24 protein-coding genes and 1 pseudogene are annotated in these 24,630 nt (G+C 34.2%); 24 read left to right on the forward strand and 1 reads right to left on the reverse strand.

The window, feature by feature from the left end; all coding sequences use genetic code 11:
* Window positions 1-591 precede the first annotated feature (591 nt).
* From MUA40_RS05880 to holA, 13 genes and pseudogenes are all read left to right on the forward strand, one after another.
* A complete protein-coding gene (locus MUA40_RS05880; RefSeq protein WP_016425235.1) occupies window positions 592-1,278 on the forward strand; it encodes a 5'-methylthioadenosine/adenosylhomocysteine nucleosidase in 687 nt (228 codons plus the stop codon).
* Window positions 1,279-1,347: 69 nt separating this feature from the next.
* A complete protein-coding gene (locus MUA40_RS05885) occupies window positions 1,348-1,875 on the forward strand; it encodes a YqeG family HAD IIIA-type phosphatase (RefSeq protein WP_016425234.1) in 528 nt (175 codons plus the stop codon).
* Window positions 1,876-2,976 (forward strand): ribosome biogenesis GTPase YqeH, encoded by a 1,101-nt coding sequence (gene yqeH / locus MUA40_RS05890; protein WP_016425233.1) that lies wholly within the window; start codon window positions 1,876-1,878, stop codon window positions 2,974-2,976.
* A 13-nt stretch (window positions 2,977-2,989) separates the two neighbouring features.
* The gene (gene aroE, locus MUA40_RS05895; RefSeq protein WP_016425232.1) at window positions 2,990-3,799 is read left to right on the forward strand and encodes a shikimate dehydrogenase; all 810 of its coding nucleotides are present in this window, start codon (window positions 2,990-2,992) and stop codon (window positions 3,797-3,799) included.
* A gap of 13 nt (window positions 3,800-3,812) precedes the next feature.
* A complete protein-coding gene (gene yhbY / locus MUA40_RS05900; protein ID WP_016425231.1) occupies window positions 3,813-4,106 on the forward strand; it encodes a ribosome assembly RNA-binding protein YhbY in 294 nt (97 codons plus the stop codon).
* 1 nt (window position 4,107) lies between these two features.
* Window positions 4,108-4,689 carry a nicotinate (nicotinamide) nucleotide adenylyltransferase gene (gene nadD / locus MUA40_RS05905; RefSeq protein WP_262569210.1) on the forward strand — a complete coding sequence of 194 codons (582 nt, stop codon included), beginning with the start codon at window positions 4,108-4,110 and terminating at the stop codon, window positions 4,687-4,689.
* A pseudogene (gene yqeK, locus MUA40_RS05910) lies at window positions 4,667-5,247 on the forward strand (bis(5'-nucleosyl)-tetraphosphatase (symmetrical) YqeK); the annotation flags it as partial. The gene nadD and the pseudogene yqeK, both read left to right, overlap by 23 nt.
* A gap of 3 nt (window positions 5,248-5,250) precedes the next feature.
* Window positions 5,251-5,607: a ribosome silencing factor gene (gene rsfS, locus MUA40_RS05915; RefSeq protein ID WP_016425228.1), complete on the forward strand. Its 357-nt coding sequence runs from the start codon at window positions 5,251-5,253 to the stop codon at window positions 5,605-5,607.
* Complete coding sequence (locus tag MUA40_RS05920) at window positions 5,604-6,329, forward strand: class I SAM-dependent DNA methyltransferase (protein WP_228480304.1); 726 nt, start codon at window positions 5,604-5,606, stop codon at window positions 6,327-6,329. The genes rsfS and MUA40_RS05920 overlap by 4 nt, the downstream gene beginning before the upstream one ends.
* Before the next feature lie 50 nt (window positions 6,330-6,379).
* Complete coding sequence (locus MUA40_RS05925; RefSeq protein ID WP_016425226.1) at window positions 6,380-7,018, forward strand: helix-hairpin-helix domain-containing protein; 639 nt, start codon at window positions 6,380-6,382, stop codon at window positions 7,016-7,018.
* A 722-nt stretch (window positions 7,019-7,740) separates the two neighbouring features.
* Entirely contained in the window at window positions 7,741-8,196 is a 456-nt protein-coding gene (locus MUA40_RS05930; protein WP_262570086.1) for a ComE operon protein 2, read from the forward strand.
* Window positions 8,197-8,315: 119 nt separating this feature from the next.
* Window positions 8,316-10,427, forward strand: coding sequence for a DNA internalization-related competence protein ComEC/Rec2 (locus MUA40_RS05935; protein ID WP_228446251.1), 2,112 nt, complete (start codon window positions 8,316-8,318; stop codon window positions 10,425-10,427).
* A gap of 71 nt (window positions 10,428-10,498) precedes the next feature.
* Window positions 10,499-11,473: a DNA polymerase III subunit delta gene (gene holA / locus MUA40_RS05940; protein ID WP_167732901.1), complete on the forward strand. Its 975-nt coding sequence runs from the start codon at window positions 10,499-10,501 to the stop codon at window positions 11,471-11,473.
* Between the two features lie 330 nt (window positions 11,474-11,803).
* On the opposite strand, the gene rpsT is transcribed toward holA, so the two are convergent.
* Window positions 11,804-12,052: a 30S ribosomal protein S20 gene (gene rpsT, locus MUA40_RS05945; RefSeq protein ID WP_016425221.1), complete on the reverse strand. Its 249-nt coding sequence runs from the start codon at window positions 12,050-12,052 to the stop codon at window positions 11,804-11,806.
* A gap of 299 nt (window positions 12,053-12,351) precedes the next feature.
* On the opposite strand from rpsT, the gene lepA reads away from it, so the two are divergent.
* From lepA to MUA40_RS06000, 11 genes are all read left to right on the forward strand, one after another.
* A complete protein-coding gene (lepA, locus tag MUA40_RS05950) occupies window positions 12,352-14,175 on the forward strand; it encodes a translation elongation factor 4 (protein WP_016425220.1) in 1,824 nt (607 codons plus the stop codon).
* 63 nt (window positions 14,176-14,238) lie between these two features.
* Window positions 14,239-15,360 (forward strand): radical SAM family heme chaperone HemW, encoded by a 1,122-nt coding sequence (gene hemW / locus MUA40_RS05955; RefSeq protein ID WP_037559280.1) that lies wholly within the window; start codon window positions 14,239-14,241, stop codon window positions 15,358-15,360.
* A gap of 102 nt (window positions 15,361-15,462) precedes the next feature.
* Entirely contained in the window at window positions 15,463-16,452 is a 990-nt protein-coding gene (hrcA, locus tag MUA40_RS05960; RefSeq protein ID WP_194369343.1) for a heat-inducible transcriptional repressor HrcA, read from the forward strand.
* A gap of 42 nt (window positions 16,453-16,494) precedes the next feature.
* The gene (gene grpE / locus MUA40_RS05965) at window positions 16,495-17,094 is read left to right on the forward strand and encodes a nucleotide exchange factor GrpE (RefSeq protein WP_016425217.1); all 600 of its coding nucleotides are present in this window, start codon (window positions 16,495-16,497) and stop codon (window positions 17,092-17,094) included.
* A gap of 63 nt (window positions 17,095-17,157) precedes the next feature.
* Complete coding sequence (gene dnaK / locus MUA40_RS05970; protein ID WP_016425216.1) at window positions 17,158-18,990, forward strand: molecular chaperone DnaK; 1,833 nt, start codon at window positions 17,158-17,160, stop codon at window positions 18,988-18,990.
* Between the two features lie 110 nt (window positions 18,991-19,100).
* A complete protein-coding gene (gene dnaJ / locus MUA40_RS05975) occupies window positions 19,101-20,231 on the forward strand; it encodes a molecular chaperone DnaJ (protein WP_016425215.1) in 1,131 nt (376 codons plus the stop codon).
* Window positions 20,232-20,234: 3 nt separating this feature from the next.
* Entirely contained in the window at window positions 20,235-21,167 is a 933-nt protein-coding gene (gene prmA, locus MUA40_RS05980; RefSeq protein ID WP_016425214.1) for a 50S ribosomal protein L11 methyltransferase, read from the forward strand.
* A 1-nt stretch (window position 21,168) separates the two neighbouring features.
* Complete coding sequence (locus MUA40_RS05985; RefSeq protein ID WP_016425213.1) at window positions 21,169-21,921, forward strand: 16S rRNA (uracil(1498)-N(3))-methyltransferase; 753 nt, start codon at window positions 21,169-21,171, stop codon at window positions 21,919-21,921.
* A gap of 4 nt (window positions 21,922-21,925) precedes the next feature.
* Complete coding sequence (mtaB, locus tag MUA40_RS05990; RefSeq protein WP_016425212.1) at window positions 21,926-23,275, forward strand: tRNA (N(6)-L-threonylcarbamoyladenosine(37)-C(2))-methylthiotransferase MtaB; 1,350 nt, start codon at window positions 21,926-21,928, stop codon at window positions 23,273-23,275.
* A gap of 308 nt (window positions 23,276-23,583) precedes the next feature.
* Window positions 23,584-23,760: a 30S ribosomal protein S21 gene (gene rpsU, locus MUA40_RS05995; protein WP_002471046.1), complete on the forward strand. Its 177-nt coding sequence runs from the start codon at window positions 23,584-23,586 to the stop codon at window positions 23,758-23,760.
* A 187-nt stretch (window positions 23,761-23,947) separates the two neighbouring features.
* Complete coding sequence (locus MUA40_RS06000) at window positions 23,948-24,619, forward strand: NfeD family protein (protein WP_016425211.1); 672 nt, start codon at window positions 23,948-23,950, stop codon at window positions 24,617-24,619.
* Window positions 24,620-24,630 lie beyond the last annotated feature (11 nt).

The following is a 24,630-nucleotide window of genomic DNA, read 5'->3' on the forward strand; positions in this document are numbered from 1 at the left end:
TGAATCGTCCTACTCATCCTTGCCGGGGCGGGACGACGAAATCATTTTGATTTCTGTCCCGCATGGTATGCTTCTAGACATCTTTGAGAGCGCAGTAGATGAGTGGACTCTTCTTCGCTTTTTATGCTTGAATCGTCCTACTCATCCTTGCCGGGGCGGGACGACGAAATCATTTTGATTTCTGTCCCGCATGGTATGCTTCTAGACATCTTTGAGAGCGCAGTAGATGAGTGGACTCTTCTTCGCTTTTTATGCTTGAATCGTCCTACTCATCCTTGCCGGGGCGGGACGACGAAATCATTTTGATTTCTGTCCCGCTCCCATTTTTTATTATGAAGTTGTTGGTCTAAGTATGATAAAATAGCAAAGGTAAGGTATTGGAAGTGTATAAGGATAGGTTAGGGTGTTGTGTTTTAAAGGTGTGTATTTCTTGTTTTGCGTTAATGGCACTTTACTTCTTACATTAATGACAATAGTGTAAACTAAGCGACATTCTAATCTTTTATAAACGACTTAAACATTTATATTTAAAATCATACATTTAATCGATTAAATAGTAATAATTCAATATATGTAACAGGAGGCAATATTATGATTGGCATTATTGGTGCTATGGAAGAAGAAATAGAAATTTTAAAATCTCAGATGGTGGCGTTAGAAGAGATTAAAATCGCACATACGGTTTTCTATAAAGGCTTATTAAATGACAAAGAGATTATTTTAACACAAAGCGGAATTGGTAAAGTCAATGTTGCTATCTCAACGGCATTATTAATCAACGAATTTAAACCATCGTATATTATAAATACTGGATCAGCAGGTGCACTTCAACCTGGCTTGTCATTAGGGGATGTCGTCATTAGTTCAGAAGTGGCATATCATGATGCTGATGCTCGCGCTTTTGGATATGAAATAGGGCAAATACCTGGCATGCCAGCAACGTACAAAGCGGATCAAGAATTATTTAAAAAAGTAGATAAAGTTTTAAAATCTTTAAGCCAAAATGGTAAAGAAGGCCTTATTGTATCGGGAGATAGCTTTATTGGTACCAACGCGCAACGTCAAACAATTTTAGCTTCATTCCCACATGCTTTAGCAGCTGAAATGGAAGCTGCAGCCATTGCTCAAACTTGTTTCCAATTTAATACGCCATTTATTATCACACGCGCAATATCTGATTTAGCAGATGAAGAAGCCGGAATGACTTTTGAAGCATTTTTAAAAGTAGCCTCACAGTCTTCAAGTAAAATGGTTAGTGAATTAGTCAAAGAATTATAAACAAAGCGCTTTTAAGAAGATATTGTGTTATAATACTACGAATGAAGTATTTTAAAATGGAGGATTATAATGGGTATTATCAAGCGATTATTTTTGCCTAACCAATATGTCAAATCAATTCATGAAATCGACTTTGACCAATTACACGCATTAAATATTAAAGGTGTCATTACAGATTTAGATAATACATTAGTAGGTTGGGATGAAGCAGATCCCACACCTAAAGTTCAGGAATGGTTTAAAGGCCTTGAAGATAGAAATATGAAAGTAACAATTGTTTCTAATAATAATGAAAAAAGAGTGAAATCTTTTTGCCAAAACTTAAATGTAGATTATATTTTTAAAGCTAAAAAGCCACGTGGAAAATCTCTAAGACGTGCAACACATCAAATGGGATTAGAGAAAGATGCGGTTGTTGTCATTGGAGATCAAATGTTAACAGATGTATTTGGTGGGAATCGCAGTGGTTTGTATACAATTATGGTTGTCCCAGTTAAAAATTCAGATGGATTTATCACTAAGTTTAACCGGCTATTAGAGAGACGCTTATTAAATCATTTCAAGCGAAAAGGTTATATTAAATGGGAGGAATCTTAATTGACTGAAACTTTAAAGTGTATCGGTTGTGGTGCAGTCTTACAATCGACTGACCCTCAAAAACCTGGTTACGTCCCAAAAGCAAGCATGGGAAAAGAAGACGTCATTTGTCGACGTTGTTTCCGCTTAAAGAACTACAATGAGGTTCAAGATGTCGGTATGGATAGTGAAGATTTTCTTGAATTATTGAATAGCTTATCGAACAAACCTGGAATTGTAGTTAATTTAGTAGATGTGTTTGATTTTGAAGGTTCGTTTATTAATGCAATTAAAAGAATTGTAGGAAATAAAAAAATTATTTTAGCAGCGAATAAAGTTGATTTATTACCAAAACAAATTAATAAGCGTCGTGTAACGGAGTGGTTACGAAAATCTGCTAAAAATTATGGCTTATATCCTGAAGATGTATGTCTCATTTCTGCGCATAAAGGGTTCGGTATTGATGAACTTCTCCAAACGATTGAAAAGCATCGTGACGGGCAAGACGTGTATATTGTTGGCACAACAAATGTGGGGAAATCGACATTGATTAATCGCTTAATAGAACAAAGCGTAGGAGAAAAAGATGTAGTCACGACATCAAAAGTACCAGGTACAACGCTTGATATGATAGATATCCCAATTGATGATCAAAGTGACATGTATGATACACCAGGTATTATACAGGCACATCAAATGACACATTTTGTAACGACAAAAGAACTCAATATCATTATGCCTAAAAAAGAAATTAAACAGCGCGTTTATCAACTCAATGAATTACAAAGCTTGTTTATTGGGGGACTGGCTCGTGTTGATTATTTAAAAGGAGGAAAACGGCCTCTAGTTTGTTATTTTTCTAACGAGCTTCACATCCACAGAACTAAGCTAGAAAAAGCTGATCAATTATGGAAAACTCAACTTGGTTCATTATTAACACCACCGTCCCAACCTCAAGACTTTGATTTTGAACTACTCAATACGATTCATTTGAATACAGGAAATGAGAAAAAAGACATCATGATTTCTGGTTTAGGCTTCGTTACCGTTGACGCTGGTGCAGAGTTAGATGTGACGGTTCCTAAAAATGTTGAAGTGACATTAAGACCTTCCATTATGTAAGGAGTGAGCATGTATGAAATTTGCAGTTATCGGGCATCCAATCGATCATTCTTTATCACCCATCATGCATCAGACAAATTTTAAAAGTTTAAATTTAAACGATCAATATGAAGCACTAAATATTCCAGAACAGGATTTTCATCATATTAAAGATATCATTTCCGAAAGAGATTTAGATGGTTTTAATGTCACTATTCCTCATAAAGAGCGTATCATCCCTTTTTTAGATTCACTTACTGAAGAGGCGCAAGCAATTGGTGCGGTGAACACTGTTCGAATTATCAATAATCAGTGGATTGGACACAATACTGATGGCCTCGGCTTTGTTAAAGGATTGCAATCAAAATATGGAGATTTAAGTGACGCACAAATCCTTATCTTAGGTGCAGGAGGGGCAAGCAAGGGAATCGCTTATGCATTAAAAAAAGTATGCAAACATCCAATTACAGTTGCTAATAGGACAATGGCACGCTTTGACAGTTGGAAATTTAATGTGCTTAAGTATAGTTTAGATGAGGTTCATCCTCTATTAGAGACGTTTGATATTATTATCAATACAACGCCAGTAGGCATGAATCAATCTACTGATAGTATCATTACTTTTCAAAAGTTAAAGCCTAGCGCACTTGTATGCGACATCGTTTATAACCCTTTGCAAACATCATTTTTAAAACAAGCTGCTCAAAAAGGGTATACGATATATAATGGTTTGGATATGTTTGTTTTTCAAGGCGCAGAAAGCTTTAAAATTTGGACAGGCCTAGATAGTAATATTTCAGAAATGAGACAATCTGTACTAAACAAATTAAATGAAACGAATTAATAAGGAGGCTATTATGGCGTTAACAGGAAAACAAAAGAGATTTTTAAGGAGTCAAGCACATCATGTTGATCCTACATTTCAAATTGGAAAATCAGGTATAAATGAAAATATGATTATTCAAATTAAAGATATTCTTGAAAAACGAGAATTAATTAAAATTCATATTTTACAAAATAATTTAGAAGATAAGGCCACACTTGCAGAAACGATAGCAAATGAAACTCAAAGTGAATTGGTTCAACTGATTGGATCTATGATTGTTCTTTATAAGGAATCTAAAGAAAATAAAACGATTGAACTCCCTTAATATGAAAAAAATCGTTATTTATGGGGGACAGTTTAATCCAATTCACAGTGGTCACGAGATGGTTGCGAGTGAGGTAAATGACCAGATTAGACCGGATGCGTTCTATTTTATACCGAGTTACATGTCTCCTTTAAAGACACCGAGCGGTTTAATTGATGTCAAACATCGTATAAAAATGGTCGAACTTGTCATTCAAAATCTGGGATTTGGCACACTTCGTTTAGACGAAATACATCGTAAAGGACAAAGTTATACTTACGATACATTAGTCGCAATTAAAAATGAAGCGCCAGACGCGCAACTCTATTTTGTTATTGGCACTGACCAATATGAACAATTAGACAAGTGGTATAAAATTAAGGAATTAAAGAAAATCGTTACTTTTATTGTTGTTAATAGAGGCTATCCAATCCAATCACAGTCAGAATCTATTCAACCGATTAATATTCCTAATATCGAAATCAGCTCAACTGAAATTCGTGAACGTTGTCAACAAAACAGAACGATTCATATGTGGGTACCGTTAAATGTCGAACAGTATATTTTCAAGGAGGGGTTATATGGATCAAGCGTTTGCAATTGAATTGGTTAAGCAAAAGTTACCTAAAAAAAGATTTGAACATTCAATGCGTGTTGCAGAAACAGCTGTTAAATTAGCAGATATTTATGAAGGGGATAAAGAAAAAGCGGAATTAGCAGGTATTTTACATGATTTTTGTAAATATGACGACCTCAGCTTTTTATATCAACAAGTGACGCGCTATCAGTTAGATCACGAGCTTTTAGGTTATGGTTCTGAGATTTTACACGGTCCTGTTTGTGCGGCATTGATGAAACATCAATATGGTGTAAACGATAAAGAAATTTTATTAGCAATCTATAATCATACAACAGGGCGTAAACAAATGACGAAAACTGAAAAACTAGTGTTTATCGCTGACTATATCGAACCTGGACGTAAAACACCCGGTGTAGATGAAATACGCGATATGGCCTATAATGGTGTAGGCTTAGACAAAACAATATATGAAATATCCAAACGTACAGTATTGTATCTTGTGAACAAAGATGTTAATGTTTTTCAATCAACTATTGATTGTCTTAATTATTACAATTTAAATGACTCTAATTAAAGGATGATTCAATGAACGTAAAAGACTTACTCATGTTAGCTGTTAAAGCTGCAGACGATAAAAAAGGCGAAGATATTATCTCACTTAATATGCATGGCATTTCTGATATTGTAGATTACTTTGTAGTTTGTCATGGAAACAATGAAAGACAAGTTCAAGCTATCGCAAGAGCTGTTAAAGAACAAGCGGAAGAACAAGGCGTTACAGTGAAACGTATAGAAGGTTTCAATGAAGGCCGATGGATTTTAATTGATTTAGCAGATGTTGTTGTTCATGTTTTTCATAAAGATGAACGCAGTTATTACAATTTAGAAAAACTTTATCAAGATGTAGAAATGATGGGGTATAAAGAGGTTATGAGTTCATAATGCAATATGAGAATTTAAGTGTATTTTATGATCGATTAACTGATGATCAGCCTTATGATAAATGGCTTGCCATTATAAAGGATACGCTTCATGCGGCTCAAGCTCATTCCATCTTAGATATTGGTTGCGGGACGGGTAATTTAACACAGTTTTTACCACAACTAGCGACCGAGGTAGTAGGAATGGATTTAAGTCCTGAGATGATAGCACGTGCACAGCAAAAATCTGAACATGTAAATTGGATACAAGGAGATATGACAGCATTTAACTTAAATCGCCAATTTGATTTAGTAACGATTCTTTGTGACAGTTTAAATTACGTTGTTGAAGAAGCGGATGTAATGGCAACTTTTAATCATGTCTTCCATCATCTCAAACAACAAGGAAGTTTTATCTTTGATGTGCACAGTATTTATAAAATGGATACACAGTTCAACCAACAAGTTTATTTAGATGATCGTGATGACTTAACGCTCGTATGGCAAACCGAGACTGGCGAGTTACCTCATAGTGTTTGGCATGACTTAACATTTTTTATTCGAACAGAAGATGGACAATATTTAAGAAGAGATGAATCACAGTTTCAACGGACGTTAGAAAAAGCACAGTATATAGAAATGCTTAAAGCAATTGGTTTTAAAGATATTGAAACATTTTATGATTTCGATTATAGTAATAAAAATAGTGAGAGTGATCGACTCTTTTTTATAGCAAAAAAATAGAAGTAAAACCATCCCTCTTTGCGTGTAAATAAACGCAAGGAGGTTTTTTTATGCGATCTACACAACATGTTTTTGATTTGCTTAAGCATTATAAGATTCACTTATGTCTATGTATTTCTTTATTAATCATTATTCTTTGTTCTATATTCTTTTTTACGGGATTTGACAGCAAAGAATCAAAAGATGAGATATCTCTGCCACATCAAAGTGATTTGATAGAGTCAAGTGTTGGGAAAGATAAGCAATCCAAGCCAAATGAACAGACGATACCTTCAACAGTTATAGTCGATATAAAAGGTGCAATAAAGCATGCGGGAACATACGAAATGAAACCTAACGCGCGTATAAAGGATTTATTGGATAAAGCTCAGCCACTTAAGAACGCAGATTTATCAACGGTTAATTTAGCCGAAAAGTTACGTGATCAAAAGATGATTTATATTCCAACTGTTAACGATAAACAACAAGTTGAGGCACATGCTGAATCATTAGGTAAAGAGCATGAGACTTCAGATTCAAATCAAGTCATTAATTTAAATACAGCAGAAGAAAAAGACTTGACCCAAGTTCCTGGAATTGGACCTTCGAAGGCCCAAACAATCATTAAATATAGAGAAGAACACAATGGCTTTAATGCTGTTGATGAATTAAAAGAAATTAAAGGTATCGGCGATAAAACGTTTGAATAATGAAAAGACCTAAGCTTTTGACATTTTAGATGTATTTTTCAAGTCAAAGCGCCTCTTTTATTCAGTGTGTAGAGAAATCTGCACATCGTGACAGTACGACTGTCCAACAAAGAAATTGAATTGCTTGAAAACCCTAAAGCCTGCTTGACCACAACGTAGAGATAATCAAACTCAAGCGTGAAGGTTGCGAAACTGCAGAAAAAATAAGCAGGATGACATAAGGTTAAAACCTAAGTGTTTTTTGCAATGGGCAACTAGCAGCCAAGCCTAGAAATAGGAAGGTTCAACGACTATTCCTCTTGAGGGAAGTACACACAAGCGTGTGGAAGTGGTTTCGCCGTAATGGATAATGCCAACGGAAAAGATATAGTCTGTGCTTGTATGAAAATACAAGATGCACGTAAAGGTGCTGACGGTGGTGTAGCGTCTACCGTTGAACAACCCAAACCTAAATAATCTCTCATAAAGTGTATGAGATCGAACCGTATAGAAACCGTTTTTATACTTTATCATTTTTGGTGAATTCATATGTAAAACCTATCTATATGCTGAAATCTCATTCAGATTTGTTATAACGGGTAATTATTGAGGTAAAAACAGAAAATCAAATCTTACTTTTCAGTCTGATTGTAGAATCTAACTAGTGAAATACTATAGAAAAAGTTATAATTTAATAAAGAATCATTGGAAATAACTTCGAGGAGTGACTTAAATAGAAACGTATTCAATGGCATGACTATTTCATGGCACAATCACATTTACTAGCATTGAGATCGACTTGTACTCGATTATCAGTCGGTGCAACCATTATTAAAGACAATCGTATTATTGCTGGGGGCTATAATGGCTCAGTTTCAGGAGAAGTCCACTGTATTGATGAAGGTTGTTTAATAGAAGACAGTCATTGTATTAGAACGATTCATGCAGAAATGAATGCAATATTGCAATGCGCCAAGCAAGGTGTCTCAACAGAGGGGGCTACAATTTACGTGACGTATTTTCCATGCTTAAATTGCACAAAATCTATAATTCAAGCCGGAATCAAAACTGTTTATTATGCCGAAGATTACCATAATCATCCCTATGCAATCCAGTTATTAAAGCAATCTGGAATTAATTTTGAAAAGATCGACTTTAATGCTCAAACTATTGCTAATTATCTTCTTAATACAAAATGACCTATCTCTTATTATGCTATATTATTGGTCAAATCGCTTATCATCATTTAATGACTGCGCTTTTTCTATTATTCATTATATTAATTACTATGTATAGGAAAAGAAAAAGCAAATTATTGATGGTGACCAGTCTTTTAATCGTGTCGATTGGATTTGGGATTGAAAAGAAACAACATGCGCCTTTAGAACATATTCAATCTTCCTATACCCAACAATCAAATGAGGAAAAGAACGTATTGATTCATTTTTCTTCTCTTCCTTCAGTCAAGGAAGGGTTACTTACGGCAAATATATCAGACTTTAATAAACAGTTAGTTTTAAAGGCGCCTTTTAAAACTAAAATCAACCTTCCAAATGCTAATTTCTTTCTGAACCATGCTTGTCCGGTGAAGGGAATATATCACGATCCCCAACACCTTTCACAATTGGAAGTTCTTTTTGTTAAAAAAATTGATTTTAATAGATGTATACGCATGCAACCCAAATTTAAAGACTATATCATGTATGCACGTAATAGTTTGATTGAACGCATTAGAGCGCATCATTTTATAGGCCAAGGTGAAATATTAGCAATTGCGACAGGCTCTACAGATGATATGTCTAGCGACAAAAAGTCCCGAGCGAGAGGCTTGGGGATATCACATTTATATGCGATTAGTGGGACACATGTGAATATATTAATTGCGTTTTTTTATATGTTCACTAAGCGGTTACCCATTCCCATTTATGTGATTGAATCTCTATTACTTCTCTTTTTGCCGTTATTCCTTATGTTTGTTAATGCAAGCCCCAGTGCACAAAGAGCTGTATTAATGACAATGTTAATTTTAATACTTTCAAAATATTTTCATTTCACGTCGATACAAGCATTAGCATGTGTGTATATTTTCATGTCGTTTTTGAATTTTCAATATCACTATCATCTAGGTTTTATATATTCGTTTCTCATTAGTAGTGTTCTTATCTTGATGAAAGATCTTTTAAATAAGTATCAATTCGCGTATTCGCTTATTTTAGCATCTGTGATTTCAATTGTTGCTGTTCTGCCAATCAACTATCTCCAATTTAATGAAATACAATGGCAGGGGATCATCAGCAATATTATCTTTATTCCGCTATATAGTTTTGTCATTATCCCTTTCTCATTCATTGTAGGTCTATGTGCATTAATATATCCCTCTTTGTTATTCCTTTTTAAGCCTTTGTCGATAATTATTTTCACGATACAAAATTTCATTTTAAAAGGTTTACAACCGCTTACGCAGTATCATTTTCCCATTGCAGATTTTGGAGAAGTTGGATTTTTAATGATTACAATCGTTACTTTTATTCTTCTTTACTTCCTTTCTAATGAAAAATATCTCATGTTCTTTTTGGCTGCTGTTTCTTTCCTATTTATAGCGACTCACTTACATCCAAATTATCCGAACCAAATGACAATTTTAGATGTTGGACAAGGCGATGCCATACTCTTCCAAAATAAAAATGGTAAAACACTCCTAATTGATACTGGTGGGGTAGCTGAACATGGGAGCATGAAAAAACGTAACTACAACATCACGGAAAAATCAACTTATCCGTTATTTAAAAAGAGGGGTATTCATCATGTTGATTATTTAATTATCACTCATGATCATAGTGATCATTTAGGCGAACTTGCGCAAATTTCAAAATATATCAAAATCAAAAATATTATCATTAATCCTTCTCATTTTAACCAAGAAAAGTTGCAATGGATTCAAAATATTGCGAAAAGCCAACATACAAAATTATTGTCCTATAAAGACATTTCTTTTATCGATTTAGGCGCATTTAAATTTACTCTATTGGATACAAATATTGAAAACAGTGCTGACCCAAATGAACATTCAATCATTACTTTAGCATCGATCGATCAAACCCATATCTTACTAATGGGGGATGCTACAGAAAAAAATGAACTGAAGCTACTCGCTAATTATCGCTTACCGAAAATTCAAATCTTAAAGGTAGGACATCATGGAAGTCAAACGAGTTCATCAACAACCTTTATCAATGAAATACGACCTCAAATCGCACTGATATCAGCAGGTAGAAATAATGTCTATCATTTGCCGCATCCAACTACTATTCAAAAGCTAAGGGCTATTCATGCAAAAGTATATAACACCGCTGATAATCATCATATAAATATCGAATTTAATGATAAAGGTAAGACATCGTATCAAATTCATACTGAGAAAGCTTCATAATTAGGAATCACCTTTACTTTTCATGATATAATGTATAAATACGATTGAGAAATAAGAGAGGAAGTATATGTATGTCAAACATTCACGTCATTCATGGGGAGGTCCCTGAGTTAATAGACCGCGAAACAGATCAACTCATCGATCATTATCTTGATAATGAACCTAAGGATGATTTTAATTATGTAAAGTATAATTTATATGAGGTCAATATTCATACAATTATCGAAGAAGCTTTGACACTTCCGCTATTTTCAAATAAAAAAGTGATTGTTGTTCAAAATAGTTTCGTTTTTACAGGAGAAAAACCGCCTAAAGATTACATTGCTCATACAGATGCGTTACAAGCATTTATAGAAAAATACGATGGGGAAGCATTACTGATATTTCAAGTCCAATCAGTGAAATTAGATGAGAGAAAGAAGCTTGTAAAAACTTTAAAAAAGCATGCATCAATTAAAAAAATTGAACAAATGTCAGAACAAGAAATGTTGAATTGGATTAAAACATATTTAAATACATCTTATAAGGAAATTAAACAAGATGCATTAGAGCACTTTTTATCATTAACAGGCGTACAATATCGTGTTATAAAACAAGAGCTTGATAAGTTGTTATTATTTGTAGGAGAACGCCCCGTCATAAATAAAAACGATATACAAATGATTGTTAATAGAAGTCTTGAGCAAAATGTTTTTCTATTAACCGAATATATTCAAAAAGGTCAAAAGGATAAGGCAATTCAACTCATTAAAGATTTAATTCAGCTTAAAGAAGAACCCATTAAATTATTAGCACTTATCACAAGTAATTATCGATTGTATTATCAAACCAAAATTTTGAGTCAAAAAGGATATTCTGGACAACAAATTGCTAAAACTGTTGGTGCACACCCTTATCGAGTTAAATTAGCACTCAACCAAGTTAAAAGATATCAGTTAGAATCATTATTATCGATTATTGATCGATGCGCTGAAACAGATTATAAACTTAAGTCTTCCTATATGGATAAAGTTTTAATTTTAGAATTATTTATACTCAGCTTGTAGCGTATGGCGATTAGTTCCGCGATACGTTCAAATCGTTATGTACAACGATGCGTTTTCTTCATTCAACTTTTTATGGCGAACCACATTATATTTTAAGTGTTTGTTTAATCAACCGTTAATATTTTTCTAATGGTTGATTAAATGACTAAGATTTTGTTGCAAAAAAAATAAGGTTGAGACATTGGTAAGTCTCAACCTATGAAAGTTATTAAATTAATGAAATCAGCAATAGATAACCACATTAATGCTTAATAGAAGCTTTTATTGATTAATGCTAGAGGGGACGAATGTCCCACACTCATAATCTATAACTTTCAAACAAATATTGAATTATTTTGCTGACATCAATTTAGATTTCATTCTATCAGCTTTGTTAGAATGAATTAAATTCTTTTGAGCAGCTTTATCAATACGTTTAATTGCATTGCTTACTAATTCTTGTTTATTATCGGCATTTGTCTCAATAGCTTTTTTAGCATTTTTGACTGCAGAACGCATATCATTCTTTTGAGAAATGTTTTTGCTTTCAGCTGTATGAGTTGTTCTCACACGTTTAATTGCAGATTTAATATTGGGCATGAAAGACACCTCCTATAATCATCTTGGTATCAAAATAATTTGATTACAACAAGATTCATTCTATCAAAACTCAAATCAATGTGCAACGATTAATTCAAGTGTAGCTGTAATTTTTGATAATTCAATAAGAACTCACGAAATATAAGGCCTATTCAGGATTGTTGAAGAAAATAGGTTATAATAGAAATATTAACATTAAACACCTCTAGACTCAGTTGCATTTATAACTTAAAAACGTTATTATAGCAAAGATGTAATCGTTAATTGACGGGTAATTTTATGAAAGTGAGTATGATGATATGAATAATCAAGAACGTTTAAATAGACGTAAATATATCAGGAATTTTTCGATCATAGCACATATCGATCACGGAAAATCCACTTTAGCAGATCGTATACTGGAAAATACGAAAACAGTAGAATCTCGCGAAATGCAAGCACAGCTATTAGATTCAATGGATTTAGAACGCGAACGTGGAATCACAATTAAATTAAATGCAGTTCGCTTAAAATATGAAGCCAATGATGGTGAAACTTATACTTTCCACCTTATTGATACACCAGGTCACGTCGACTTTACTTATGAAGTCTCTCGCTCTCTTGCTGCGTGTGAAGGTGCGATTTTAGTCGTTGACGCTGCTCAAGGAATAGAGGCACAAACATTAGCGAATGTATATTTAGCATTGGATAATGACTTAGAGCTTATTCCTGTTATTAATAAAATAGATTTACCTGCCGCAGAACCTGAACGCGTCAAACAAGAAGTTGAAGACGTCATCGGTTTAGATAAGGACGATGCAGTATTAGCAAGTGCAAAATCAAACATAGGTATAGATGAAATCTTAGAAAAAATTGTTGAAATGGTACCACCACCAGATGGTGACCCTAGTGCACCTTTAAAAGCTTTAATCTTCGACTCAGAATATGATCCATATAGAGGGGTTATTTCATCTATAAGAGTCGTTGACGGTGTCGTTAAAGCAGGCGACCGCATTCAGATGATGGCGACAGGAAAAACGTTCGAAGTGACTGAAGTCGGAATTAATACACCAAAAGAATTGCCTGTAAACGAATTAACAGTAGGCGATGTAGGTTATATTATTGCAAGCATTAAAAATGTAGACGATTCTCGAGTTGGTGATACTATCACACATGCTGAAAACCCTGCTGAGACACCATTAAAAGGGTATAAGAAAATGAATCCGATGGTTTACTGTGGCTTATTTCCAATCGATAATAAAGATTATAACGATTTACGTGAAGCATTAGAAAAATTACAACTTAATGATGCTTCTCTTGAGTTTGAGCCCGAATCATCAAAAGCACTCGGATTCGGATATAGAACTGGATTTTTAGGTATGTTACACATGGAAATTATTCAAGAACGAATTGAACGAGAATTCGGAATTGAATTGATTGCGACAGCGCCTTCAGTTATTTACACAGTGGTATTGAGAAATGGTGATCAATTACAAGTCGACAACCCAGCTCAAATGCCAGAGAGAGATCAAATTGATAAAATATATGAACCTTATGTAAGAGCAACAATGATGGTACCAAACGATTACGTGGGTGCAGTTATGGAATTATGTCAACGTAAACGTGGTCAATTTATCAACATGGACTATTTAGATGATATACGTGTAAATATTGTATACGAACTTCCGTTATCTGAAGTCGTATTTGATTTCTTTGATCAACTCAAATCAAATACTAAAGGATACGCCTCATTTGATTATGAGTTTATCGAAAATAAAGAAAGTAACCTTGTTAAGATGGATATCCTTTTAAACGGAGATAAAGTTGATGCTTTAAGTTTTATCGTTCACCGTGATTTTGCATATGCACGAGGCAAAGTTTTAGTTGAAAAATTAAAAACGCTTATCCCACGTCAACAATTTGAAGTGCCTGTTCAAGCTGCAATTGGGCATAAAATTGTGGCGCGTACAAATATTAAGTCCATGGGTAAAAACGTGCTATCTAAATGTTATGGTGGCGACATTAGTCGTAAACGTAAATTATTAGAAAAACAAAAAGCAGGAAAAGCGAAAATGAAAGCAGTAGGTAATGTTGAAATACCTCAAGACGCTTTCTTAGCCGTATTAAAAATGGATGAAGAATAAAATTTTGTTATATGCTCCCCATACTTTAAAGTGTTTAGGGGGCATATTTTATGGGGTGACATGATGACAGTGAAAAGTGCATATATTCATATTCCTTTTTGCGTTAAAATCTGTACTTATTGTGATTTCAATAAATATTTCATTCAAAATCAACCAGTTGATGCTTATTTACAATGCTTAAGAGAGGAAATAAAGCAATCAAATGCTTCTACTTTGGAGACATTGTTTGTGGGCGGAGGGACCCCTACAGCTTTGTCAGTAGAGCAACTCACATACCTATTAGAAACGATTCAACAACAATTTAAAATTTCAGGAGAATACACTTTTGAGGCTAACCCAGATGAATTAACGGCTGAAAAAGTAGCTTTACTCAAATCATATGGGGTAAATCGTTTGTCACTTGGTGTCCAAACGTTTGATGATGATTTACTCAAAACTTTAGGGCGTAGTCATCAAAAATCCGATATTTATCAAGCAATTGAAAATGCAAGATATTATGACATTCCATCTATTAGTTTAGATTTGATGTATCATTTGCCGGGTCAAACTTTAAAACAATTTCAAACTAGTCTTGATGAAGCTTTATCTTTAAATATAGATCATTTATCAAGTTATGGACTTATTTTAGAACCTCAGACCCAATTTTATAACCAATATCGAAAAGGAAAGTTAAAGCTACCTAATGAAGATATTGGTGCTGAAATGTATCATTTCTTGATGAATCGAATCAAAAAAAGTGAATTACACCAATATGAAATCTCTAATTTCGCAAAAGCCAATCATGAATCTGCACATAATAAAGTTTATTGGAAAAATGAAAGTTATTATGGGTTTGGTGCTGGCGCAAGTGGCTATATTGACGGGATTAGATATACAAATGTAAATCCCGTTAATCATTATATTAAAAAAGTCAACCAAGGTTTGAAACCAAGGTTATCTGAAACAGAACCGACTGAACAAGAACAGATTGAGGAAGAAATGTTTTTAGGACTTAGAATGAACCAAGGTGTCAATAAAGATACATTCCAAATGAAATATCAACGGCGGTTAGAAGACATATATTCTAAAGAAATTTTAAAGCTGGAAAAACAAGGACTCATCGAAAATTCACCTACGGAAATAAAGCTTACAGATAAAGGACGAATAGTAGGAAATGAAGTCTTTGAAGCATTTATACAAGTGTAAAATCTTTTTTGATATTTGATGCTTTAACATTGACTTACTTTGACCAATTTGATAAATTATAGTTAGCACTTGAAACAAAAGAGTGCTAATGAGGTGAAAAACATGATTACACGAAGACAATTAAGCATTTTAAATGCGATTGTTGAAGATTATGTTGAATTAGGACAACCAATCGGTTCTAATACACTAATACGAAGACATAATGTTGATGTTAGTCCTGCGACAATTAGGAACGACATGAAGTCTTTAGAAGAAAATGATTTAATTAAAAAAACACATTTTTCTTCTGGGCGTGTGCCCTCTGAACAAGGGTTTAGGCTATATGCGAATCGATTGTTAGAGGCGTCATTAAATTCAGATGAGCAAAGTCATCTCAGTTTACATGAAATGTTTGTCAATCATCATTATGATATTTCATCTACATTAGATAACTTTGCAAAAGTGTTTTCAAATCAAACACATTACACAACTCTTGTAATAGGACCTGATCATTCAAAGTCCACCATTTTAGATGTACATTTAATGAAGGTAAACCCTCATCATTTAATTGTCGTACTGGTTTATAAAACTGGACATGTAAAACATTTGCATGTTTCCACACAGCAAACCATTGATGATCAATCTATTATTAAAGTTTCAAATTATCTTTCTCAAAGTATTCATACATTTCTCAACGATGGCCAAAATCATCATTTTGAAATGTATCGTATGTTAGGCTTTGATGATAAAGAAATAAACTTAATCATGCATATTTATCAGTTAATTGAACAATACAATAAAGACGAATCATCTCATGTCTATTTAGGTGGCAAACATCAATTAATTGAGGGGTTAAATGAATCAAATGTTGCATCCATTCAACCTATCTTGAAGTATATTGAGTCTGAGCAGATTACAGAATTTATTCATAAAATTTCTAATCATCCAATCAATATACGCATTGGTACTGAAATTGAGAACAATTTGCATGGTGTAGCCATTCTTACCAGTCCATATCAAATCGAAAAAGATTTGAATGGTTATATTGCTGTTATTGGTCCTACAGCAATGCGTTATCAAAACGTGATACAATTGCTTAGTCGAATATCATAAAATAGGCATACACGCATGCTTAAATGTAATGGAGGTTTGAAAATGTCAGAGGAAAAAGACATTCGTGATAACGAAGAAAAAATTGAACAGGAACAGAACGAAAATTTATCTTCTGAACCTGTAGAAGATGTTCAAACTGAAAATGAAAGTAGTTCAGAAATTAGCGAAGAGACTGAAACTGTAGATCCAAAAGATGAAGAAATTGCATCTTTAAAATCTAAGCTAGATGAAAAAGAAGAACAGTATCTTCGTTTGTATGCTGAATTTGAAAATTATAAACGACGTATTCAAAATGAAGCACAAATTCAAAAGAAATATCAAGCTCAAAGTGTACTTACTGATGTATTGCCTGCATTAGATAATTTTGAGCGCGCTTTAAAAATAGAAGGTAATGATGAATCATTCAATTCACTTAAAAAAGGTGTAGAAATGGTTTATGATAGCCTTACTAAAGCACTTGAGGATAACGGATTAGAACGTATCAAAACAGAAGGCGAACAATTTGATCCGAACTATCATCAAGCTGTAATTCAAGATGATCATCCTGATTATGAATCTGGACAAATCACAGAAGAGTTACAACCAGGTTATAAATTGAATGACAGAGTATTACGTGCTTCAATGGTAAAAGTAAATCAATAATTTTGACTGAAAATACCATTTATGTAAAAATAACAATGTTTGAAATTTAGGAGGAATTAGACTATGAGTAAAGTTATTGGAATTGATTTAGGTACTACTAACTCTTGTGTATCAGTTTTAGAGGGAGACGAACCAAAAGTAATTCAAAACCCTGAAGGCGCACGTACAACACCATCTGTTGTTGCTTTTAAAGGTGGAGAAACACAAGTTGGTGAAGTTGCTAAACGTCAAGCAATTACAAACCCAAATACAATTCAATCTATTAAACGTTATATGGGTACTGATCACAAAGAAAATATCGATGGCAAAGATTATACACCACAAGAAATTTCAGCAATGATTTTACAAAATCTAAAAAGTACTGCTGAAAGCTATTTAGGCGAAAAAGTAGAAAAAGCTGTTATTACAGTACCTGCTTACTTCAATGATGCTGAACGTCAAGCAACTAAAGATGCTGGTAAAATTGCTGGATTAGAAGTTGAACGTATTATTAACGAGCCTACAGCTGCAGCATTAGCTTATGGTTTAGATAAAACAGAAAAAGATGAAAAAGTTTTAGTATTTGACTTAGGTGGCGGAACATTTGACGTTTCTATCTTAGAATTAGGTGACGGTGTGTTCGAAGTACTTGCTACTGCAGGTGACAATAAACTTGGTGGGGACGACTTTGACCAAGTCATTATTGATTATCTTGTTCAACAATTCAAATCTGAAAACGGTGTAGATTTATCTCAAGATAAAATGGCATTACAACGTTTAAAAGATGCAGCTGAAAAAGCGAAAAAAGATTTATCTGGCGTTTCTTCAACACAAATTTCACTTCCATTTATTTCTGCAGGAGAATCTGGACCGTTACACTTAGAAACAACATTGACACGTGCTAAATTTGAAGAATTAGCAGATTCACTTGTTCAAAAAACAATGGGTCCAACACGTCAAGCAATGCAAGATGCTGGTCTTTCAAAAGCTGATATTGATGAAGTTATCTTAGTAGGTGGTTCTACACGTATCCCAGCAGTACAAGAAGCAATCAAAAAAGAAATTGGTAAAGAACCAAACAAAGGTGTTAACCCTGATGAAGTTGTAGCTATGGGGGCTGCAATTCAAGGCGGTGTCATTACTGGTGACGTTAAAGATGTTGTACTTCTAGACGTTACGCCACTTTCGCTTGGTATTGAAATCATGGGTGGCCGTATGAACACTTTAATTGAACGTAACACAACAATTCCAACATCAAAATCTCAAGTTTATTCTACTGCCGCTGACAATCAACCTGCTGTAGACATTCATGTGTTACAAGGTGAACGTCCGATGGCATCTGACAACAAAACATTAGGTCGCTTCCAATTAACTGACATTCCACCAGCACCACGTGGCGTACCTCAAATTGAAGTTACTTTTGATATTGATAAAAACGGTATCGTAAACGTAACTGCTAAAGATTTAGGTACAAATAAAGAGCAAAACATTACAATCGAATCTTCTTCAGCGTTATCAGATGAAGAAATCGATCGTATGGTTAAAGATGCAGAACAAAATGCTGAAGCTGACAAAAAACGTCGTGAAGAAGTAGATTTAAGAAATGAAGCAGATCAACTTGTATTCCAAGTAGATAAAACATTAAAAGACTTAGGTGAAAACGTAAGCGAAGATGATAAAAAAGATGCTGAAGCGAAAAAAGACGAGCTTAAAACTGCTTTAGAAGGTAACGATATCGAAGACATTAAAGCGAAAAAAGAAGCTTTAGAACAAGTTGTACAACAACTATCTATGAAAGTATATGAGCAAGCACAACAACAAGCTCAAGCAAGTCAAGGCAATGCATCTCAACAAGGAAGCACAGTTGAAGACGGCGAATTTAAAGAAGTAAATGACGACGATCAATCACAAAAATAGGTCATGTCACTAAGTATATATTGACTGTAAAAAGTCGCTCAAAGGGGCTAGGACATTCAATCGTCCCAGCCCCTTTTTAATCATAATTTGCATATAAAGGAGAGATGGCATTGGCAAAAAGAGATTATTATGAAGTTCTTGGTGTAAGCAAAAGCGCAAGTAAGGATGAAATTAAAAAGGCTTACCGCAAATTGTCAAAAAAATATCATCCAGATATTAATAAAGAAGAGGGCGCAGATGCTAAGTTTAAAGAAATAAGTGAAGCTTATGAAGTACTTAGCGATGATAATAAACGCGCAAATTATGATCAATTTGGTCATTCTGGACCTCAAGGTGGATTTGGTCAAGGTTTTGGTGGCCAGGACTTTTCAGGATTTGGGGGCGGATTTGAAGATATATTTAGCTCATTTTTTGGTGGTGCTCAAAGACAGCGTGATCCAAACGCCCCACGTAAAGGTGACGACCTTCAATATACAATGACCATTTCTTTTGAGGAAGCTGTATTCGGTACGAAAAAAGAAATTTCTATTCGTAAAGAAGTTACTTGTCATACGTGTGGTGGGGAAGGTGCCAAACCAGGAACTAAAAAGAAAACATGTTCATACTGTAAAGGTAAAGGCCATATAACAGTAGAGCAAAACACAATACTTGGACGTGTAAGAACTGAGAAAGTTTGTCCTGAATGTAATGGAACTGGCGAAGAATTTGAAGAGCCATGTCCAACTTGTAAAGGTAAAGGAACAGAAATTAAAAATGTCAAACTTGAAGTGACTGTTCCAGAAGGTGTCGATAACGACCAACAAATTCGTTTAGCAGGTCAAGGTTCACCAGGTGAAAATGGAGGTCCTGCTGGTGATTTATTTGTCGTATTCCGCGTTAAACCATCTGATAAGTTCCAACGTGAAGGCGATGACATTTTATATCACCATGATATTGGATTTGCACAAGCTGCTTTAGGTGATGAAGTTAAAATCCCAACATTAAATGGACATGTCATGTTAACTATTCCAGAAGGTACACAAACTGGTAAACAGTTCAGACTTAAAGGTAAAGGGATTAAAAATGTGCATGGCTATGGATACGGTGATTTATTTGTAAATATCCGTGTACAGACGCCTACACGCTTAACTGAAAGACAACGTGAAATTTTAAAAGAATTTGCGAGTGAATCAGGAGAAAATATTACTGAACAGCCATCTAATTTTAAAGATAAAGCACGTCGCTTTTTCAAAGGAGATTAGTCAATGACATGGATTGAACTTTCTGTAACCGTAAACCAAGACGCAGAAGCCGTTGTTACTGAAATTCTTCAAGAAGCCGGTTCAAGTGGTGTTGCGATTGAAGATTCGGGAGAGCTTTCAAAAGAACGTGAAGATCGATTCGGAGAGATTTTTGAACTGAATCCAGAAGACTACCCTGAGAGACACATGATTATTAAAGCCTATTTTAATGATTTTCAATATGATGAAACTTTAAAAGAAAATATTAAATCACAATTTACGCATGCGCCTTTAATTGATCAATCCATCCTAGCTTTAAGTGAAAAGACTATTCAGGAATCAGATTGGGAGAATGAGTGGAAAAACTATTTTCACCCATTTCAAGCTTCAAATCGTTTCTATATAGTGCCGAGTTGGGAGTCAGTAGACCGTACATCTGATCATCTTTATATTGAGTTAGACCCAGGTATGGCATTTGGTACAGGTGATCACCCAACGACAAGTATGTGCTTAAGTGCTTTAGAGACAACAATACAACCTGAACATCGCGTTATAGATGTGGGCACAGGGTCTGGTATTTTAAGTATCGCCTCTTATTTACTTGGTGCTAAAGCGATTAAAGCCATTGATTTAGATGAAATGGCTGTAAAAGTTGCACAAGAAAATTTCGAAAAAAATCATTGTCTTGACACTATACAAACAGGCACAGGCAACTTATTGGTCAATGAGACAGAACAATATGACGTTATCATTGCTAATATATTGGCACATATTATCGAAAAAATGATTACAGACGCTTATGCGCGATTGAATCCTAACGGTTATTTCATTGCATCTGGTATTATTGAAGAAAAGCGTGATGAAATACAAGCGCAAATGAAAGCAGCTGGTTTTACAATTATTAACACTGAGTTGCAAGAAGGTTGGGTTTGCATTATAGCGCGTAAGGAGATTTAATATGCAAAGATACTTTATTCATAAAAACGCTGAACTTCATCAGCGTTTTTTTATCACAGATAAAAATGATATACACCATATTAAAAATGTCATGCGTTTATCAGTAGGCGATGAGATTATCGTTAATTTTTTAGACGCTCAAACTTTCCGCTGTAAAATTATAGAAATATCTGATAGCGACATTTCAATCGAATGTCTGGCACGAGTCGATATAGCGAGTGAATTGCCTATTTCTATCACTATTTGTAGCGGTCTTATTAAAGGCGATAAATATGAGTGGTTGCTACAAAAAGCAACTGAGCTTGGTGCAAGTGCGTTCATCACAACTCAAATGGACCGATCTATTGTTAAATTAAATAAGCAAAAAGCCGATAAAAAAGTTGAACGTTGGAAAAAAATCGTTAAAGAAGCAGCTGAACAAAGCTATCGTCAAATCATCCCTGAAGTTAACTTTACCTCGAATTTAAAAGACATTTATGGTATGATAAATCAATATGATTGTGTGCTTATGGCTTATGAGGCATCTGCAAAAGAAAATGAACGGGCATTTTTTAAGACTAAGATTCAACAATTAAAGCCAGGTGCTCGTGTCTTAATGCTATTTGGTCCTGAAGGTGGCTTTTCTGATGAAGAGGTGGCAGCTTTTGAAAAAGTTGCAACTTGTATTGGTTTAGGCCCAAGAATTTTACGTGCTGAAACCGCACCACTATATGCACTAAGTGCCATAAGTTATGAAATAGAATTGATGGGGTGAGTATATGAGTACAGTTGCTTTTCACACATTAGGTTGTAAAGTAAACCACTACGAGACAGAAGCAATTTGGCAATTATTCAAAGAAGAAAACTATGAACGTGTTGATTTTGAACAAAATGCAGACGTTTTTGTTATTAATACATGTACTGTAACAAATACAGGCGATAAAAAAAGTAGACAAGTGATTCGTCGTGCCATTCGACGTAATCCAGAAGCTGTCGTGTGTGTGACAGGATGTTATGCACAAACTTCTTCTGCTGAAATTATGGAAATTCCTGGTGTTGACATTGTTGTAGGTACGCAAGACAGACATAAATTACTTGGTTATATCAACGAATACCAAAAAGAACGCCAACCTATTAATGGCGTAAGTAATATTATGAAAAATCGCACTTATGAAGAATTAGATGTCCCATATTTTACAGACCGCACACGTGCATCTTTAAAGATTCAAGAAGGATGCAATAATTTCTGTACTTTCTGTATCATACCGTGGGCACGGGGCTTAATGCGTTCTAGAGATCCTAAAAAAGTTATTGAACAAGCAACACAGCTTGTTAATTCCGGTTATAAAGAAATTGTTTTAACTGGTATTCATACAGGAGGTTATGGACAAGACTTAAAAGATTATAACCTCGCACAATTGCTTAGAGATCTTGAAACTGTAGATGGGCTTGAACGTATTCGAATCTCCTCTATAGAAGCAAGTCAGCTGACTGATGAAGTAATAGAAGTATTAAAACAGTCACATAAAGTGGTAAGACACTTGCACGTGCCACTTCAATCTGGTTCAGATAGTGTATTAAAACGCATGCGTCGTAAATATTCTATGTCTCATTTTTCTGAACGTATTCAAAAATTACACGAAGCACTACCAGGCTTAGCTGTAACAAGTGATGTTATTGTTGGTTTCCCAGGTGAAACGGAAGCAGAGTTCCAAGAAACTTATGATTTTATTGTTAATCATCATTTCTCTGAACTACATGTATTCCCATATTCCCCAAGAATTGGGACACCTGCAGCACGCATGGACGATCAAATAGATGAAGAAATCAAAAACGAACGTGTTCATAAGTTAATCGAATTGAGTAATCAACTCGCAAAAACGTATGCTTCTCAATTTGAAAATGACGTATTAGAAGTAATCCCTGAAGAAAAAGGGTCACACAACAATGTATTGGTAGGTTATGCTGATAATTATATGAAAGTTGAATTTGAAGGCGATACTTCTTTAATTGGCCAAATTTGTAAGGTTAAAATTACAAAGGCTGGATATCCTATTAATCAAGGTTCTTTATTACGTGTGGTTACGCATGCTTCAAACGCTTCTGAACACGAGCATGTGCTTATATAATTAAAGTAAGTTATATTAAATTAACATTAATTTATAGATTTACACAGAATATTAAAAGCTTTAGTATATTTCTTGTTCATTTGTACTGTTTTCAATGGACGTTATCCTTATCAAAATAGGCTGTTTCTATACTTTTGCCTTCTATATTCTTTGTAATCGTACATTAAAAAAGATTTCGTTTATCTTTAAAAATGTAAATTTGAAGATTGACCGAAATAGAGATTTAATTTATACTATTGTGTATATGGTTCATAGCCATGTACTGATGAATAAAAGTTTTTTTGATATTTGGAGGGAGGGAAATACAGATGTCTAAAACAGTAGTCCGCAAAAACGAATCATTAGAAGATGCTTTACGTCGTTTTAAACGCTCAGTTTCTAAAAGTGGTACAATTCAAGAAGTTCGCAAACGCGAATTCTATGAAAAACCAAGCGTAAAACGTAAAAAGAAATCTGAAGCTGCTCGTAAACGTAAATTCAGATAATTTCATTGTGTTGAACTCCCTCAACGTTCAAATAATGATATATAAAAGCCTAGAACATCGTGTTCTAGGCTTTTTAACATTAAAAAATAAAATGCATAACTACTACATGTCAGCTGTAATTTCATGTATACTACAAAGAAGAGAGTGAGGTGTATGAACAATTAAATTCGTCATACATAATTTAAATATGATTGATAAGGTAACAAATCAAAGTGGCTTTGAGCAAATTGGCTCATGGTTAACCACGCAAAGTATTTCGTTAGTACTAACCTGTCTAGTCTTTCTTGGTTTTTTATATCAACTTTATTCTCGAAAAATTAATTTTGCTGGTATTATTGCCTTGTTCGCTTTATTACTTATATTTTTAGGTTTCATCATAGAAGGCAGTTTATCTGTGATTACGATTATGTTATTTACAATTGGTGCTATTTTAGTAATCATAGAACTATTTGTTTTTGGTGCAGTTCTAGGTATTATTGGTATGATTTTAATCATTATCAGCTTGATTACCATGGGTAATGATTTACCAATGATGCTACTTAATGTTATCGTTGCACTAATTTTGACATTAATTGAATGGGTGATTTTAGTGAAATTCTTTAAAAAGAGTATTTCTATCTTTGATAAGGTTGTTTTAAAAGATTCAACGAATAAAGAATCTGGCTATACTTCTCACAATGATCGATCAGACTTAGTGGGCAAGAAAGCCATCACGTATACCGATTTGAGACCTTCAGGAATTATTTTATACAATCATGAGCGTATTGATGCTGTTTCAGAAGGCTCTTTTATCAATAAAGATTCTGAAGTCACAATTATCGAAGTCGAAGGTACACGTGTTGTAGTAAGAGAAAACTAAATATAAAGGAG

This window comes from Staphylococcus schleiferi, assembly GCF_025558325.1.
In the GTDB taxonomy this organism is placed as follows: domain Bacteria; phylum Bacillota; class Bacilli; order Staphylococcales; family Staphylococcaceae; genus Staphylococcus; species Staphylococcus schleiferi.